This is a genomic window from Aeromonas sp. HMWF016, assembly GCF_963878195.1.
Lineage (GTDB): Bacteria > Pseudomonadota > Gammaproteobacteria > Enterobacterales > Aeromonadaceae > Aeromonas > Aeromonas lacus.
On sequence record NZ_CAWNWX010000110.1, the window covers coordinates 48,197 to 64,824 of the forward strand.

The 16,628-nt window shown below is 60.4% G+C and carries 16 protein-coding genes; 5 read left to right on the forward strand and 11 right to left on the reverse strand.

Features of this window, described 5'->3' with window-relative positions; all coding sequences use genetic code 11:
- Positions 1-46: 46 nt before the first annotated feature.
- Genes AACS24_RS18510 through kbaZ form a run of 8 tightly spaced genes read right to left on the reverse strand, consistent with a single transcriptional unit; the run spans position 47 to position 7,205 of the window.
- Positions 47-901: a tagatose bisphosphate family class II aldolase gene (locus AACS24_RS18510; protein ID WP_108571592.1), complete on the reverse strand. Its 855-nt coding sequence runs from the start codon at positions 899-901 to the stop codon at positions 47-49.
- Positions 892-2,091: an N-acetylglucosamine-6-phosphate deacetylase gene (gene nagA / locus AACS24_RS18515; protein ID WP_108571593.1), complete on the reverse strand. Its 1,200-nt coding sequence runs from the start codon at positions 2,089-2,091 to the stop codon at positions 892-894. The genes AACS24_RS18510 and nagA overlap by 10 nt, the downstream gene beginning before the upstream one ends.
- Positions 2,091-2,531 (reverse strand): PTS galactosamine/N-acetylgalactosamine transporter subunit IIA, encoded by a 441-nt coding sequence (gene agaF, locus AACS24_RS18520; protein ID WP_108571594.1) that lies wholly within the window; start codon positions 2,529-2,531, stop codon positions 2,091-2,093. Before agaF ends, nagA begins: the two co-directional genes overlap by 1 nt.
- Before the next feature lie 48 nt (positions 2,532-2,579).
- The gene (agaE, locus tag AACS24_RS18525; RefSeq protein WP_005354370.1) at positions 2,580-3,458 is read right to left on the reverse strand and encodes a PTS N-acetylgalactosamine transporter subunit IID; all 879 of its coding nucleotides are present in this window, start codon (positions 3,456-3,458) and stop codon (positions 2,580-2,582) included.
- Entirely contained in the window at positions 3,448-4,221 is a 774-nt protein-coding gene (agaW, locus tag AACS24_RS18530; protein WP_005354369.1) for a PTS N-acetylgalactosamine transporter subunit IIC, read from the reverse strand. Before agaW ends, agaE begins: the two co-directional genes overlap by 11 nt.
- 15 nt (positions 4,222-4,236) lie before the next feature.
- Positions 4,237-4,710 carry a PTS N-acetylgalactosamine transporter subunit IIB gene (gene agaV / locus AACS24_RS18535; protein WP_005335358.1) on the reverse strand — a complete coding sequence of 158 codons (474 nt, stop codon included), beginning with the start codon at positions 4,708-4,710 and terminating at the stop codon, positions 4,237-4,239.
- Positions 4,710-5,879 carry an SIS domain-containing protein gene (locus tag AACS24_RS18540; RefSeq protein WP_108571595.1) on the reverse strand — a complete coding sequence of 390 codons (1,170 nt, stop codon included), beginning with the start codon at positions 5,877-5,879 and terminating at the stop codon, positions 4,710-4,712. Before AACS24_RS18540 ends, agaV begins: the two co-directional genes overlap by 1 nt.
- 12 nt (positions 5,880-5,891) lie before the next feature.
- Positions 5,892-7,205: a tagatose-bisphosphate aldolase subunit KbaZ gene (gene kbaZ, locus AACS24_RS18545; protein ID WP_108571596.1), complete on the reverse strand. Its 1,314-nt coding sequence runs from the start codon at positions 7,203-7,205 to the stop codon at positions 5,892-5,894.
- A 274-nt stretch (positions 7,206-7,479) separates the two neighbouring features.
- Between kbaZ and AACS24_RS18550 the strand changes: the two genes are divergently transcribed.
- The gene (locus tag AACS24_RS18550) at positions 7,480-8,340 is read left to right on the forward strand and encodes a DeoR family transcriptional regulator (RefSeq protein ID WP_108571597.1); all 861 of its coding nucleotides are present in this window, start codon (positions 7,480-7,482) and stop codon (positions 8,338-8,340) included.
- A 47-nt stretch (positions 8,341-8,387) separates the two neighbouring features.
- Positions 8,388-9,143, forward strand: coding sequence for a 3'(2'),5'-bisphosphate nucleotidase CysQ (cysQ, locus tag AACS24_RS18555; RefSeq protein WP_108571598.1), 756 nt, complete (start codon positions 8,388-8,390; stop codon positions 9,141-9,143).
- Between the two features lie 78 nt (positions 9,144-9,221).
- Here cysQ and AACS24_RS18560 read toward each other — a convergent pair whose 3' ends face one another.
- From AACS24_RS18560 to AACS24_RS18570, 3 genes are all read right to left on the reverse strand, one after another.
- Positions 9,222-9,518, reverse strand: a complete 297-nt coding sequence (locus AACS24_RS18560; RefSeq protein WP_033112808.1) for a YciI family protein — start codon at positions 9,516-9,518, stop codon at positions 9,222-9,224.
- Positions 9,519-9,542: 24 nt separating this feature from the next.
- Positions 9,543-10,094 (reverse strand): septation protein A, encoded by a 552-nt coding sequence (locus AACS24_RS18565; protein WP_071914774.1) that lies wholly within the window; start codon positions 10,092-10,094, stop codon positions 9,543-9,545.
- A gap of 90 nt (positions 10,095-10,184) precedes the next feature.
- Positions 10,185-11,708, reverse strand: a complete 1,524-nt coding sequence (locus tag AACS24_RS18570; RefSeq protein ID WP_108571599.1) for a pyridoxal-dependent decarboxylase — start codon at positions 11,706-11,708, stop codon at positions 10,185-10,187.
- Positions 11,709-11,882: 174 nt separating this feature from the next.
- Between AACS24_RS18570 and trhA the strand changes: the two genes are divergently transcribed.
- From trhA to AACS24_RS18585, 3 genes are all read left to right on the forward strand, one after another.
- Positions 11,883-12,518, forward strand: coding sequence for a PAQR family membrane homeostasis protein TrhA (gene trhA, locus AACS24_RS18575; RefSeq protein WP_108571600.1), 636 nt, complete (start codon positions 11,883-11,885; stop codon positions 12,516-12,518).
- Between the two features lie 117 nt (positions 12,519-12,635).
- On the forward strand, positions 12,636-14,297 hold the full coding sequence (locus AACS24_RS18580; RefSeq protein ID WP_033112812.1) for a putative transporter: 1,662 nt from the start codon (positions 12,636-12,638) through the stop codon (positions 14,295-14,297).
- 232 nt (positions 14,298-14,529) lie between these two features.
- Positions 14,530-16,628 (forward strand): retention module-containing protein (locus AACS24_RS18585; RefSeq protein ID WP_146181432.1); only part of this gene is annotated, 2,099 nt, incomplete at its 3' end.

Sequence of the window (16,628 nt, forward strand, 5' to 3'; positions counted from 1 at the left end):
GCCATCATTATTATCTCCCAGACCTGTTACCGTAATTTTATTGTTATCAAATCTTGTTATTACTCATGCACATACGGATTTTCGCCTCGACCACCTCCTCCATTGCTGCCATGGCTGGCACCAGATACTGGCGCGGGTCGCTGGCATCCGGATGAGAGCCAAGGAAGGCTTTCATCGCATCGGCGAAGGCGATCTTCAGTTCTGTCGCAACGTTGACCTTGCAGATCCCGAGTTCGATGCAGCGGCGCACATCGGCTTCCGGTACGCCTGAAGCTCCATGCAGCACCAGCGGAATATCCACCTGCTCGCGAATGGCTGCGAGGCGGGCGAAGTCGAGGCGGGGCTCCTCCTTGTAGAGGCCGTGAGCGGTACCGATGGCCACGGCCAGCGAGTCGATACCGGTGCGGCGGACAAACTCGGCCGCCTTGAGCGGGTCGGTAAATTTTGCATGAGCGGCATCGACGATGAGGTCATCCTCCTGACCGCCCAGCTGGCCCAGTTCGGCTTCGACGCTGGCGCCCATGCGATGGCAGAAGGTCACTACGCTGCGCACTTTCTCTATGTTCTCTTCAAACGGAAAGTGCGAGGCATCGATCATGGCGGAGCGAATCCCCGCTTCGACCTTGCTGTGGATGTCCTGCTCGTCTTCGTGGTGATCAAGATGCAGCACCAGCGGGATGCGGTACTCATGGGCTGCGGCCTGACAGATGGAGACCAGATACTCGACCCCGGCATGGCGATAGGTGCCCGGGGTGCCAGCCAAAATCACCGGAGATCGCATGCGAGCGGCGGTGCGGGCTACCACCTGCACGGTTTCGAGGTTATGGATGTTGAAAGCCGGTACGGCGTAGCCGCGGCGCTGGGCATCTTTGAGCATTTCATGGGAAGAGATCAGATACATAGTGACTCCTGAGCGTCCTGATTGACGCGAGATCCTGAGAAAAGGGAGGATTGGTCGGTCGGGGTTATCTCCCGGCCTGCCACCCAGATGTGTTGTTGAATGAGTTCAGTCGTGAGGGCGAGCAGGTTGGCCTGTTTGCCAACTGCCAGTGAACCGAGACGATCGGTAATGCCGAGCATCTTTGCTGGTGCCAGCGAGGCCATTGCGATGGCTTCATCGAGCGGTACGTTCGCCAGCTGCACCATGTTGCGTACGGCGCCAAGCAGGGTGAGGGTGCTGCCAGCCAGACCGCCGGTTTCGGTGCGTACCACGCCATTTTTCATCTCGACCCGATAGTTGCCGAGCAGATAGTGCCCGTCGGTCATACCGGCGGCGCGCATCGCATCGGTAACCAGCAGCAGACGCTGGCCGGCGCAGCAGTGACAGAGCTTGAGTACGCTCGGGTGGAGATGATGGCCATCGGCGATCAGCTCCAGCCAGGCTGCGGGATGGACCAGACCTGCACCGACCATGCCGGGTTCGCGGTGGTGCAGACCGCGCATGCCGTTGAAGCAGTGCACCAGCCCGGAAGCGCCCGCCGCCAGCGCCGCCATGGTGGTGTCGTGATCCGCCGCCGAGTGGCCCAGCATTACCCGTATACCGTTTGAGGCGAGATGGTGAATGGCCGCGATGGCGTTGGGCTTTTCCGGTGCCAGCGCCACCACCTTCAGGCTGCCACGCGCCAGCTGTTGCAGATGGTTCAGTTCGGCAATATCCAGCTCCCGAAACAGCGCCTGATCGTGGGCGCCCTTGTTGTCCGGAGTGAAGTAGGGTCCTTCCAGATAGCAGCCGAGCAGCTCGGCGCCCGGCATGCCGCGGGCAACGCCATCGGCAATGCGGGCAAGGGCTTGCTCTATCTCGGGGAGTGGGGCGGTGACCGTGGTGGCAAGAAAAGCGCCGACCCCTTCTGCTGCCTTGGCCATCGACAAGGTAGCCAAGGCATTGCCATCGCTATCCATGACATCGACGCCAGCACCGCCGTGGACATGACCGTCGATCAGCGCAGGCACCAGCAGCTCGACATCCCGTGCCGGATCGCCATCCGTGATGGGGGCAATGGCGGTGATGATGCCCCCTTCATGGGTCAGCTCCTGATGTTCCAGCCAACCCTGTTCGGTCAGCATGCGACGGGCACGGATCCTTGAGGCCATCAGATGCCCTCCTCGACGAGAGCGGCATCTGCCTGACGCTCTTTGCTCATCTCATCCGCCAGCGAGGTGAGGCCCCGGTGGCCGCAATCAAGGGCCTGCCGGCGGAATTCACGGGCGCTGAGGCCATCGCGTTCCAGCGCCATCTCCAGCAGCAGTTGCAGGTTGGTACCGGTAATGACCTCCCGCTCTGGCTGGTACAGTGAGAGGGTAGAGGCGACCCGAAACGGGGTGCCACCGAGCAGGTCGGTCAGGAAGACCACGCCATCCCCCTTGTCGACCTCAGTCAGTGCCGCTTCGCACTGCGCCTGCAGCAGGGCAGTGGTGGAGCTCTCGGGAAAGTCGATGGCGATAACCGCTTCCTGTTCGCCGAGGATCTGCAGCATGGCGCGCTCCAGACCGCTGGCGAAACCGCCATGACCACAAATGATGATGCCCAACATAGTCTGTTCCTTTACTGCAAAGGGGGCCGGCTTGCTGCCGGCTCCGGATTAGAGGAAACCGGCGAACTTGCCGACGATACCGAGTACCACCGTGATGACGATGAGGCGCAGCGGACTCCAGCCTTTGCGGATCAGGGCGTACATCGCCAGGGTGTAGAGCAGCGGCAGAAAGGCTGGCATCAGCTTGTCGAGCACATCAGCCTGCAGCTTGACGACTGCATCACCGGCAGTGATCTCCAGCGTGGTGCCAAGACGCACATAGGTGGCGACCAGCGCGCCGATCACCGTCATACCGACGATGGAGGCAGCATGCCCCACCTTGCGGGTATTGGCCTTGATGACCGGAATGGCCGCCACCCCCATGCGGTAGGCGTAGTGCGCCAGACCAAAACGCAGGCCGAAGTGGACCACGTTGAACAGCAGGAAGAAGACCACGGCACCCATGATGGAACCTTGCAGCGCCAGATCTGCCCCTATGCCGCCGCAGATGGGGAGCAGGGTGAGCCAGAACATGGCATCGCCAATCCCGCCGAGCGGTGCGCCTACGGCAATCTTGGTGCTCTGGATGCTGTTGACGTTCTGCTTGGAGCGCTCCATCGCCAGCACGATCCCCATCACGAAGGTGACCAGGAAGGGGTGGGTGTTGAAGAAGCCCATGTGCCCTTTCATGGCCCGGGAGAGATCCCGCGGATTGGTGTGGATCTTCTGCAGTGCCGGCAGCAATCCATAGAGCCAGCCGGAGGCCTGCATCCGTTCATAGTTGAAGGAGGCCTGCAGCAGCAGGGAGCGCCAGGCAAAGCGGTTGATATCCTGCTTGGTCAGTTCGGCGCCAAGCTGCTGATCTTCATAGGTGTCGTCGGATTGTGGCCGGGTATTGTGCGGTTCGGCGCTGGAGATGATCCGCGCAGCAGTGTTGTTAGATGCCATCTTCGGTTTCCTCCTGAACAGGACGAGCTTGCGGGGTGGTGGTGCGCATGAAGTCGATCAGGGCCATGGCCAGCGCGGCGGCGGCGATGGCCAGCACCGGTAACTGGAGCCAGGCGGCAGCAACGAAACCGAGGATGAAGTAGGGGATATATACGTTCTTCATCATGATCTTGAGCAGCACGGCAAAACCGATGGCGGGCATGATGCCGCCAGCAACGCCGAGGCCGTCGATGAGGCGGGCAGGCAGCACGTCGATGGCTGCCTTGGCATGCTCGGCCCCGAAGTAGGTGGGCAGGAAGGCACAGAGGAAGTAGAAGGTGCCCAGAGCCAGCAGCGCCAGGTAGTTGACCCGCTCGATACCGCGCACGTCAGCCGCTTCGGCCATGCGATCGCAGCGGGACATGACCCCTGACATCACCGAGAAGAGAAAGGTGATCCCCATCTGCACGGCCACGGCGAAGGGAACGGCAACCCCGACCGCCACATCCGGTTTGACCCCGGTGGTGATGGCGAAGGTGGCGCCGACTATGGTGCCGATAATGACGTTGGGCGGTTGCGCCCCCGCCAGCGGGGCCAGTCCCATCCAGACCAGCTCCAGGGTACCGCCCACCAGAATGCCGGTGGGCAGGTCGCCGAGGATGAGGCCAACCAGCGGCCCCAGCACCACGGGACGGTGGAAGTGGGTCAGACCGTTGAACAGGTCGAGTCCGGCGAAGAACGCCAGGATGCCAAGCAGCAGACCTTGTAACAAACTGATTTCCATCACAATTGTCCTTAATCAGAGCAAATTGAAAATGTCCTGTGCCGGTTCGGTCGGCACGCCCTGGACATAGCACTCGACACGGGCGTCCCGCAGGGCGCGAAATGCGGTGATGTCCTGTTCATCCACGGATACGGTCTTGTGGATTTGACGCTTGCCGTCGGCGTAATGCATGTTGCCGACGTTGATCCGGGAGATGGGGACACCTCCCTGAACCAAGGTGTTGAAATCGGTCGGGTTTTTGCAGACCAGCAGGATCTTCTGGCGATCTGCCGCCTTGTGGATGTTGTCGATCACCTTCTGGAGCGGCCAGAACCGCACCGCAATGCCTTCGGCCAGTACCATCTCCATCAGGTTCTGCTGGATGGGGTCCTCTGCCACTTCGTCGTTGGCAACCAGCACCAGATTGGCACCGGCAAAGCCGACCCACTGGACACCGACCTGACCGTGGATCAGGCGCTCATCGATCCGGCTCAATACGATATTGGGCATCACAGCACTCCTTCTTGGTGGAACGGATAGATATTGACCCCCTGTACGACCCGGTTGACCTGACCTGTGGGGCAGGGATTGTCCGGGCTGATCCCCAGCCTCAGCGAAGTATGGAAGGCGTAGTACTGGGCATAGAGCAGGTAGCAGAAGGCGAGCTGGGCATCGTCGCCATGCAGGGTGGCGGGCAAATAGATGTGCTCCCCCTCCTCGATGGCGGGATGGTGCTGGTCGGCGATGGCAACCATCCGGGCGGCTTTGCCATCGCTTCGCAGCTCGCGCAGCAGATCCAGATCGTATTGCCGGGTGTAAGGGTCGTTGGAGATGAGCAGCACGATGAGCGTCTGTTCGTTGACGACCGATTTTGGGCCGTGGCGAAAGCCGGTGGGGGAGTCGAACATGGCGACCAGACGGCCGGCGGTCAGCTCCAGCAGCTTGAGTGCTGCCTCCTGTGCCACCCCTTGCAGACTGCCGCTACCAAGATAGATGACCCGCTCGGGCAACGGCTCGTTCCAGGCCGGTACGCGCTGTACGACCTGCTCCAGAATGGCGTCGCTGGTAGCGACCAGTTGCTCGCAGCGCTGGTGGTTGAACCGCTCTGGCAGGAAGAGAGCCAGACAGCTCAGCATCATGCTGGTCAGGCTGCTGGTCATGGCGAAGCTGCGATCATTGGTCTGGGGCGGCATCAGCAGGGCCAGAGAGTGGGCATCTTGCTGGCAGCGGCGATAGAGCGCCCCTTCACCGTTACAGGTCAGTACCAGATGGTGGCAGTCGCTGAGCAGCTGGCTGGCCAGTTCGACCGCCGCCACGCTCTCGGGGCTGTTGCCGGAGCGGGCAAAGGAGATAAGCAGGGTCGGGCAATCTTCGGCCAGATACTCGGCCGGGTCGGTGACGATATCCGTGGTGGCGATCGCCTCGACCCGGGCATGCAGGTGGGCCGAGAGATAGGGGGCGAGCGCCCGACCGGCAAAGGCGGAGGTGCCAGCTCCGGTCAGGATGATGCGCAGCTCTTGCCGGGCCAGCAGTGGGGTCAGAAAACGGGTCAGTGCAGGACGGCACTCCTCAACCATGGCGAGGGTCTCGCGCCAGGTGGCGGGTTGCTGGCGAATTTCACGGGCAGTCGCCAGGCCATTGGCACTGCGCAACATCTCTTCTGAATAACCAAGGATCATGTCTGCAACTCCTTATACAACAGGGTCGAGCTGGGAATGGCGGCGAGAGGCCGCAGTGCAGGCGCTGGCGTAGTGCCGCAGCACCTCCTGCACCTGATCGAGAATGAGGTCATGGGGATTGGCCGAGAGCGAGCCCTGACGCACCTTGCGATACTGCAGGGGCAGATGCTGGCTCAGCAGGGGGAGCGGGATGGGCTCCGCCGCCAGATTGGCCAGCAATCTGGCGTAGCACTCATCGACCCGGCTATCGGGCCAGTAGTAGCGAATGCGATCCGAATAGCTGTAGCCACGGGCCAGTCGACACTCGTTGGCACTGCCCTGATAGTGGCTGCGCCAGAAGTCGGGGCGCTCCAGCATGGTCTCTTCCATCACCTTGCGCAGACCTGAACAGGCCTTGGCAACCACCAGTTCCTCCTCGATGGCGGCAAGGGCAAACAGCGCTTCGCGCAGGGCGAAGGTGAGGGCGGGGCCGACTTTGAGAATGGCAAAGTGGTCGCGTACCAGCTGGCGATAAGCTTCAGGAGTCTGGTAATCGGTGGAGTGAGCCTCAAACACCATGTGGGGATAGGCTTCGATCATCCGGCTAAGGGGAGCCGCTTTTTCGGGCCGGTAATCGATGACGCGGGTATGGTCAAACTCGACGCCGGGTTGCACCACCAGACCGATCACCCTCGGCCAGATATGGGCCAGCCCCGACTTGTTGAAGGCCTGTTGATGGGCTTCGAGGGTATGGCGCGCCGCCTCCGGCGTGGTGACCGCCAACTCGGCAAGATCTTCATGGGCACCGCCCGGCACCGGCACCTCGGTGCCAATCACATAGACCAGATCGCTTTCGCCAAAAGTGGCCAGACAGGTTTGTTCGGCGATCTGCGCCAGCCGTGCGGCTCGCTCTGCGACCAGCTCATCGGTCAGGGGAACGGGATCGCCCTGACAGGACATGCTGCAGTCGAGGTGGATCTTCTTGAACCCGGCAGCGACATAGCTGGTGATGAGATCCCCAGCATGGGCCATGGCCTGCTCGGCCGGTTCCCCCTGCCAGCGGTTGGGGCCCAGATGGTCGCCCCCCAGAATGAGGCGCTGCGCCGGAAAGTGACACTGTGTCGCCAGCTCGTAGAGACGATCGCGAAAGTCGGCGGGGGTCATGCCGGTATAGCCGCCAAACTGATCCACCTGATTGGAGGTGGCCTCGACCAGCAGCAGCTCATCCCCTTCGACGGCCAGCCGCAGCGCGGCCTCCAGCACCAGCGGGTGAGCGGAGCAGACGGCGTAGATCCCGGTCTGTTCTCCCTGTTTATGTCTTTCGACCAGTGCCAGCATGGATTTCATTTTGATGTTCCTTGGTTGCTGCGTATGGAAAGGTTCTTTCGATTTCTTTTCTTTACGGTAGTGGGGAGGAAAAGAAAACGAAACAAAAGAGTCGTCAGATCTTGAAAGGGATCACAAAAAGAAAGATATCGAAAGGTTGCGAATGATAGGTAAAGATGGGTAGCGTGGTGGTAAAGCGTAATGAAGGCTTGATTTGGCACCTTCGCTGAGCGTTAATATGCAAACGTAACGAAGTGAAAGCGATCTTTCACTACAGCATTCCGGCAGAAGAACTATGCAAACAAGCGAAAAAGGTGCGCTCGGAACCAGCGAGCGGCGGGAGCGGATTATTCAGCAGCTGCGCAGCAATGGCAGCGTTCAGGTCAACGAGTTGGCGACTCATTATCAGGTCTCTACCGTGACCATCCGCAACGATCTGGCCTTTCTGGAGAAGCAGGGGGTGGCCGTGCGCGCTTACGGCGGCGCCCTGCTGTGTGAACCGGGCCAGACGGTGCCGGAGCGCACTATTGCCGACAAGAGTGTGCTCAATACTCCCGTGAAACAGCGGATCGGCGCGCTGGCGGCGACCCTGGTGCCCTCAGGTTGTCGCCTTATCCTCGATTCGGGGACGACAACACTGGAGGTGGCGCGTCATCTGAAGGGACATCAGGAGATCCTGGTGATGACCAACGGTATGAATGTGGCGAATGAGCTGCTCGAAGCAGAAGGGGTGGAGCTGCTGATGACGGGCGGACATCTGCGCCGCAAGTCACTCTCCTTCTACGGTGCACAAGCGGAGCAGTCCCTGCAAAACTACCACTTTGACATGCTGTTTCTCGGGGTGGATGGCATCGATCTGGAGCGCGGCGTCAGCACCCATCATGAGGACGAAGCACGCCTCAACCGCTGCATGTGTCAGGTGGCCGAGCGGATTGTGGTGGTCACCGACTCCAGCAAGTTTGGCCGGCGCAGCCTGCACAAGATCATCGATACCCTGCGTATTCACACCCTGATCACCGACGATGCCGTGCCTGCCGATATCCTTTCCGGCCTGCGCAATGCCGGTATCGAAGTGCTGCTGGTACCGGCCGATGGCAGCAAGGGGCAGGAGAAGCAGGGGCAATATAATCCAGTGCAATCAGCTATAAGCGGTTGATGACAAACGCGATAGACTTGGTTTCTCACTCACTGATCGAGCCTGTTATGTACCACCCCGATATCACCGAACTTGAACCTGTCGCCCGAGCGGCGGGGGCGGCCATCATGGCCATCTACAGCCAGCCCTTCGCGGTGGAGTACAAGAGCGACGAGAGTCCGCTGACCGCGGCCGACAAGGGGGCTCATGAGGTGATCGTTCAGGCGTTGGCACGGTTGACTCCCGACATCCCTGTATTGTCCGAGGAGTCGGGGCCCGAGGTGATGGCGGCGCGCCACGGCTGGTCACGCTACTGGCTGGTGGATCCCCTCGATGGCACCAAGGAGTTTGTCTCCCGCAACGGCGAGTTCACCGTCAATATCGCACTGATTGAAGAGGGTGTGCCGCGCTGGGGGCTGGTTTATGCGCCGGTGCTGGACACGCTCTGGTATGGCGGCAAAAGCGTAGGCGCCTGGCGTATCGCTGGTGGCAAGCGCGAGTCCATCCAGACCCGGCCTCATCGTGAAGGAGAGGCGTGGCGGGTGGTGGGCAGTCGCAACCACCTGTCACAGGAGACCCTCGATTTCTTGGCTCCTTTTGGTGAGATCGAGCTGGTCTCCATGGGCAGCTCGCTCAAGTTCTGCATCATCGCCGAGGGGGGCGCCGAGCTCTATCCACGCCTCGCACCCACCTGTGAGTGGGATACCGGTGCGGCGCAGGCGGTGCTGGAGGGGGCGGGGGGGAGCGTCACCCAACTCGATGGCTCAGCCCTTGCCTACAACAAGCCGGACATCCTTAACCCCTGGTTTGTGGCCAAGGCATAAACGAGATATCGGGAAATAAAAAGGCCGGACTGGAGTGAACTGCCAGTCCGGCCTTTTTATTTCGCTATTCGCTTCGGGTCAGAAGACCTTCTTGAACGGCTTGATGGTGACTTTGGCATAGACGCCCGCCGCCACATAGGGATCGGCATCGGCCCAGGCCTGGGCATCCGCCTGTGAGGCAAACTCGGCGATGACGGTGCTGCCGGTAAAGCCGGCATCGGCCGGATCCTCGGCATCGATGGCCGGGTTGGGGCCGGCAGTCAGCAGCCGACCTTCATCCTGCAGGGCTTGCAGGCGAGCCAGATGGGCGGGGCGAACCTGCTTGCGCAGCGGCAGGCTGCCCTGAACATCTTCGGAGTAGATGAGATACCACATGAGACAATCCTTTTCTGATGAGGGTTATTTTTTCAGCTGTTCTTTTTGATCAGCCGGAATGTGGCGGTAGAGGTAGACACCGCTGAGCAGGGTAAAGATCAGGGTCATGCCGAGCAGGCCGAACACCTTGAAGTTGACCCACATCTCCTGCGGCAGGTTGAACGCCACATAGAGATTGAGCAGGCCGCAGACGGCAAAGAAGCCGGCCCAGCCGAGGTTGACCCGATCCCAGATGGCGTCGGGCGCCTGCAGCTCCTTGGCCAGCATCTGCTTGATCAGGTTCTTGCCAAAGCCATAGCGGCTGATGAGCAGACCCAGTGCAAACAGGGCATTGATAACGGTCACTTTCCACTTGATGAAGGTGTCATCGTGGAAGAACACAGTGAGACCGCCAAAGAAGCCGACCAGCAGGAAGGTAAAGAGCTGCATCTTCTCGACCTTGCGATAGCGGATCCAGCTATAGGCGAGCTGCAGACCGGTGACCACCACCAGGGCGCCGGTAGCCATGTAGATGTCGTAGAACTTGTAGACCGCAAAGAAAACGATAAGTGGAATAAATTCAATAAATTGCTTCATTTCTGACGCCTAGTCCTCAAAGATGGCCTGCAAATTTCGCCCAGTCTACCTGCACGGCGGACAACGGCAAATGAATAAGACCGCTCATTTTTACGCCGGTTCCGCGCTGTCGCCAAACAGTTGGCGAGCAATGGTGATCCCCAGTCGCTGCTGATCGGCCAGCAGGTCGCGGATATGGCGCTCTTCAATCAGGGGGTTGAGCAGCACGGCGCGCAGCAGGGTGAGGGGTTGGGCACCGTAGCGCACCACGGCGCGCTGGGTACGGGAGACAAAGCTGTGTCCCTCGGCGCGCTGGGCTTTTTGCAGCGCCACGTTGAAGGCGTTGACCTGCTCGTTGGCCGCCTCATCCAGCGGCTTACCCTGCAGATGGGGCGGGATGCAGCGATAGGAGAGCAGGTTCATCACCGGAGCAGACATCAGCTCGAAGGCCGGATTGCTGGTGATAAGCTCGGCCATCAGTCGGGCCCGGTCGTAGTTGGCCTCGATGAGGTCGGCATAGCCTTGCTGGCCGAACAGCTGGAAGGCGGCATCCAGATAGAGGGCATTGGCCGGGCGGGTGCCCTCCAGCGTAAAGCGGCCCTGATCAAACGAGGTGGCTCGGATGGCGTAGGGCGCCTCCCGCTTGATCGCCATCATCAGGTCTGGCTGGCGGCAGAGCAGCATGCCGGTACCGAGCGGCACCAGCAGCTGTTTGTGGCCATCCAGAGTGACGGTATCGGCATGCTCGATCCCGGCCAGCAGGTTTTGATAGCGAGGGGAGAAAAGTGTCGGGCCGCCCCAGGCGGCATCCACGTGGAAGTGGATCTGCTCGCGCTCGGCGATGGCGGCCAGCTCCGGCAGAGGGTCGATGGAGCCAAAGTCGGTGCTGCCCGCCACGCCGACCAGCGCCAGTACCTTGAGTTTTTCCTCTTTGCAGCGCAGCAGAGCCTGCTCCAGCGCGACCAGACTGAGCCGGTTCTGCTCGTCGGTCTCAAGGCGCCAGACGCTGCGTGCGCCCAATCCCAGCAGATCCATCCCCTTGTCGAAGGAGTAGTGCATCAGTCGGGAGCCCAAAATGACGGCGCCGCGATAGCCCTGCTCATAGAGGGCGAACAGGTTGTCGCCACAGGCGCGGTTGCGGGCCAACCAGAGGGCGGTGACGTTGGCGATGGTGCCGCCGCTGGTCATGACGCCGAGGGCGGCATCCTTGGCATGCATCTGTTCGCCGTAGAAGGCATCGTCCATGCCGTAGATAAGGCGGTGCAGCTTGGCCAGCACTTCCCGTTCCAGAAAGCTGAGCAGGCGGGAGGACTCCATCTTCATCGGATTCTGGTTGAGCATCACCACCAGACGGGAGAGCTCGGCAGTGAAGGCCGGCAATGGTGCCGTCATATGACCCATGTAGCGTGGCGAGGTGAGATGAGAGGCGCCGGGGACAAGGGTGGCCAGACGGGCTAGATAGGCTTCGGTCGAGCAGCCGCTGGCGGGCATGCGGGACTGGTCGAGCTGATGGGTGAACAGGTCGTGCTGGTAGGGGGCCTGACTGTCGTCGGAGTGGTGGAAGGTCTCCAGCAAGGTGCTCATCGCCTCGCCAAAGGCGGGATCCGCTTGTGCAAACAGCTCAGTCAACTTCATCAGGTTCTCCAGACCAGGTCACCGGGGTAGGTGTCTATGCCGCTTCTGTCGGGCATCGGCGGCAGAGCATACACCAAAGGGGGGCGGGTGACAGCCACCCCATTTTTTAAGCGAACACTTGTACTCTGAAATGGCGCTGGGTAGAGTGTCGCCAATGATAACGGAGTGAATGTTATGAGTGGTGTGATGGATTACTCCCCCCGGGAAGAGCTGGCCAACCGGCTGAGCCACGGAGCGGGATTGTTGCTGGGTATCGTCGGGTTGGTGCTGCTGCTGATCAAGGGGTGGGGGCAGGGCACGCAAGCGCTGGTGAGCTACAGCCTCTATGGTGGCAGTCTGGTGCTGCTCTATCTCGCCTCGACCCTCTACCACAGCATGGCGGAGGGCAAGGCGCGACGCTGGTGCAAGGTGTTTGATCACTGTGCCATCTATCTGCTGATCGCCGGTACCTATACCCCCTTCCTGCTGGTGGCGCTCGATACACCGCTGGCGCGTGGGCTGATGGTGGTGATCTGGGGGTTGGCGCTGGCCGGGGTGGTGTTCAAGCTGATATTCATCAATCGCTTCAAGAAGTTGTCGCTGTTTACCTATCTGATGTTGGGCTGGCTGTCGCTGGTGGTTATCTATCAGCTCTATATCCATCTGGCTGGTGAAGGGCTGCTGCTGCTCGCGGCGGGCGGGCTGGTCTACAGTCTCGGGGTGATCTTCTACGTCGCCAAGCGAATTCCCTACAACCACGCCATCTGGCATCTGTTTGTGCTGGGGGGCAGCATTTGTCACTTTATGGCCATTTACGGCTATGTCGTTTAATTAACCCTTAATTGGTATTTTTGCCGCACCAAAGGATAAATTCGTGCGTTATCACACAGTTGGCGGCATCGTTTGCTGACAAGCTAGGGACAGTTCAATTCGCAAAGGATGCACACAATGAGTGATATCGCGCTTTCCATCAGCATGTTGTCGCTGGTGGCAGTGCTGGGGCTCTGGCTGGGGAACTGGCGAGTCTATGGCGTCGGGTTGGGGATAGGAGGGGTACTGTTCGGCGGCATCATAGTCGGGCACTTTGCCGGCCTCTCCGGTCTCGCACTGGATGAAAAAACCCTGCACTTCATTCAAGAGTTCGGTCTGATCCTGTTTGTCTACACCATCGGCATTCAGGTTGGGCCCGGCTTCTTCTCTTCTCTGCGCAGCTCCGGTCTCAAGCTCAACGGCTTTGCGGCCCTGCTGGTGTTGCTCGGCGGCGTGGTCGCTGCGGCCCTGCACCAGCTGTTCGATGTGCCGTTGCCGGTGATCCTCGGGGTCTTCTCCGGTGCGGTCACCAATACTCCTTCGCTCGGTGCGGGCCAGCAGATCCTGGGTGAACTGGGTGCAGCCCCCGGCTCCACCGGTCTGATGGGGATGGGCTATGCGGTTGCCTACCCGTTCGGTATCTGCGGCATTTTGCTCACCATGTGGCTGATCAGGGTCTTCTTTCGCATCAAGGTTGACGAGGAAGCCGCCCAGTTCGAGCTGCAGACCGGTAAGACCAAGGAGAGCCTGCAGACTATCAACATCGCGGTGCGCAACCCCAATATGCATGGCCTGATGCTGAGCGAGATACCGAGTCTCGACGAGGCTGATGTCATCTGTTCACGCCTCAAGCGCGGCGATGAGCTGATGGTGCCGCGTCCCGATTCGCGCATCGAGTTGGGTGACCTGCTCCACCTGGTGGGTGAGCGTCATGCATTGCACAAGGTGTTGCTGGTGCTGGGGGAGGAGGTGGAGACCTCGCTCTCGACTCGCGGTACCGACTTGCGCGTCGAGCGGGTGGTAGTAACCAACGAGCAGGTTTTGGGCAAGAAGATCCGCGATCTTGACATCAAACAGCGCTATGACGTGGTGATATCCCGCCTCAACCGGGCCGGTATCGAGCTGGTGCCGACCAGCCAGACTAGCCTGCAATTCGGTGACATTCTCAACCTGGTGGGGCGCTTGGATGCCATCGAAGCGGTGACCAATGTGGTCGGCAACGTGCAGCAAAAGCTGCAACAGGTGCAGATGTTGCCGGTATTTATCGGTATTGGCCTCGGCGTATTGCTCGGCTCCATCCCCTTCTATCTGCCCGGTTTCCCGGCCGCCCTCAAATTGGGTCTGGCGGGTGGGCCGCTGGTGGTGGCGCTGATCCTGTCGCGGATCGGCAGCATCGGCAAGCTCTACTGGTTCATGCCCCCCAGCGCCAACCTGGCGCTGCGGGAGATCGGGATCGTACTGTTCCTGGCCGTGGTCGGCTTCAAGTCCGGTGCCGGCTTCGTCGATACCCTGATCCACGGCGATGGCCCCTCATGGATGCTCTACGGGGTCGCCATTACCCTTATCCCGTTGCTGGTGGTCGGGGTGCTGGCTCGCCTCTATGGCAAGATGAACTACCTCACCCTGTGTGGTTTGCTGGCCGGATCCATGACCGATCCTCCCGCGCTGGCCTTTGCCAACGCCATGCATCCGACCAGCGGTGCCAGTGCCCTCTCCTATGCCACTGTCTACCCGCTGGTGATGTTCCTGCGGATCATCTCGCCGCAGCTCTTGGCCATCATCCTCTGGGCTGGCGCATAACTCTCTGAAATGGCAGGTGCATGGTTTGTCATGCTCCTGCCATATTTCTGTAATGTATTGATAAGTTTGGTTTTATTTTATATCCCCCCGCTAGCCTCAACCCTTCTTTCTGGCTGAACAGTTCAGCCCCAAATCAGTCTATTCTTTCGAATTTTCGAACTGGTTATTTCCACTGCCTGTGTGCAAAGTAGGCTGTGGCTTTTTGCATGCAAATCAGGATTCAGGAGAGAACATGATTACCAATGCCATTACCTTGGAACAGGGCGTAACCGTAACCCAACTCAAAGGAAAGATTTACCAGCTTGCCGCAGACGGCAGCCGGAAGCTGTTGGTTGAAGGGGATGTACTGCCAAAAGGGGCGGTGATTGTCTCTCCCGATGGTGGCAGCTTTATGGGCGGCAACCAGTCGTTCAATGTGCAGCCGAGCGAGTCGGCCGAAGAGGGAGATGCGCCCCAGCTGGCACAAAACGGTGCACCCGGCACTCCGAGCGATATCAATGCATTGCAACAAGCCATTTTGGGCGGCGCTGACCCGACCAAGACTTTTGAAGCCTCTGCCGCGGGGGGCGCACCTGCCGCTGGCGGTGGCGGCGTCGGTGGTGTTGCTGGCGCCAGCGGTAACGGCGGCTTTGTCACCATCGACCGCGTAGGTGATGCCACCATCTCCCAGGCGGGGTTTGATACGACCTACAATAACGGCACCGCGCCGACGCTGGATGCGACAGGCATTGCAGATCAGCCGTTCATCTCCGCCAATCTGACCCTCTCTGCCCAGCCTCAAGTAAATGAAGGTGGTTCCATCACCTTTACTGCCTCTGTTGATGTGCCTGTTTTTGGCACTGATCTGGTCATTACCCTCTCAAATGGTGCTGTCATTACCATTCCTGCTGGCCAAACTACCGGTTCCGTTACTGTGGCTGCGCCTGCCGACAGCCCCTATGTCGACCCGTCCACGATCACTGTTTCGATCACCGGTACTCAGGGCGGTGGTTTCAACCAGATCATTACCGGTCCTTCAACGACTACTCAGATTACCGACACCATCGACACCACCACAGTAACCCTGAGCGCACCGGCGCAGGTCAACGAAGGGGGCCTGATCACCTACAGCGCCAGCGTCAACAATGCCCCGCAGAGTGACCTGGTGCTGACCCTGTCCAACGGCGCCAGCATCACCATCAAGGCAGGCGAGCTGAGCGGCAGTGTGACGGTCGATGCCCCGAGTGACGACGTTTACAAGGATGGCAGCAGCCTGACGGTGAGCATCACCGGCAGCAGCGGTGGCAACTATGAACAGCTGGATACCAGCAGCAAGGTGACCACCGAGGTGGGTGACACCGTGGACACCACCACCGTGACCCTGAGCTCGGCCACCAACGGCCAGACCGTGACCGAGGGCGGCAGCATTGTCTACACCGCCAGTGTCAGTAACCCGGTGACCGGCAGTCCGCTGACCGTGACCCTCTCCAACGGGGTGGTGATCACCATTCCGGTGGGCAGCAGCAGCGCTAACAGCGACCCGGTACCGGTTCGTGGAGATGACATTTATCAGCAAGCTGAAGAGTCACTGAGCGTCACTATCGACAAGACCAGTGGTGGCAATTACGAGAATGTGGTTAGCACTGGCACCATCACCAATACAGTGGTGGATGATCAGGATGCCCCGACCCTGACTCTGACCGGCGATGCCAATGTGGTCGAGGGGGGCAAGGCCAACTACACCCTGACCATCAGCGATGCACCGAAAACGGATCTGACCGTCAAGGTGGTGGTGGGCCATATCACCACCGACAACGGTGATGTGCAGGCGGTGACCCGCGACGTGGTCATCAAGGCCGGCACCACCTCGGTGAGCTTCGACGTGGCGACCAAGGATGATGTCTATGCCGAGCCGGCCGAGCGCTTCCAGGTTAGCGTGAGCGAGACCCGTGGCGGTGGCTACGAGAAGGCCCCGGCGTTGCCGGGAGCGGTGACCACCACCATCACTGACGAGGCGGTACCGGGCGCGGAAGATACCGTGTATGCCCAGATCGAGGTGGACAAGGCCAGCGTGGCGGAAGGTGGCCAGCTCAAATACACCGTGAGCCTGGTGGACAAGGACGGTCATGCCGTGACCCTGCCGGCAGGCAAGGTGGTGACCGTGAACCTGGCGTGGAGCGGCGCGGCGGCCAACGATGGCGACACCAGTGGCCGGCCGGCCAGCGTGACCATCGGCGCGAACGGCAAAGCCGAATTTACCGTGGATGCCAAGGACGACTACCTGCAAGAAGGTAGCGAAGGGCTGGTTGTCACCATCACCGGTGCGGGCAGCAACACCGCGTTCGAGAACGT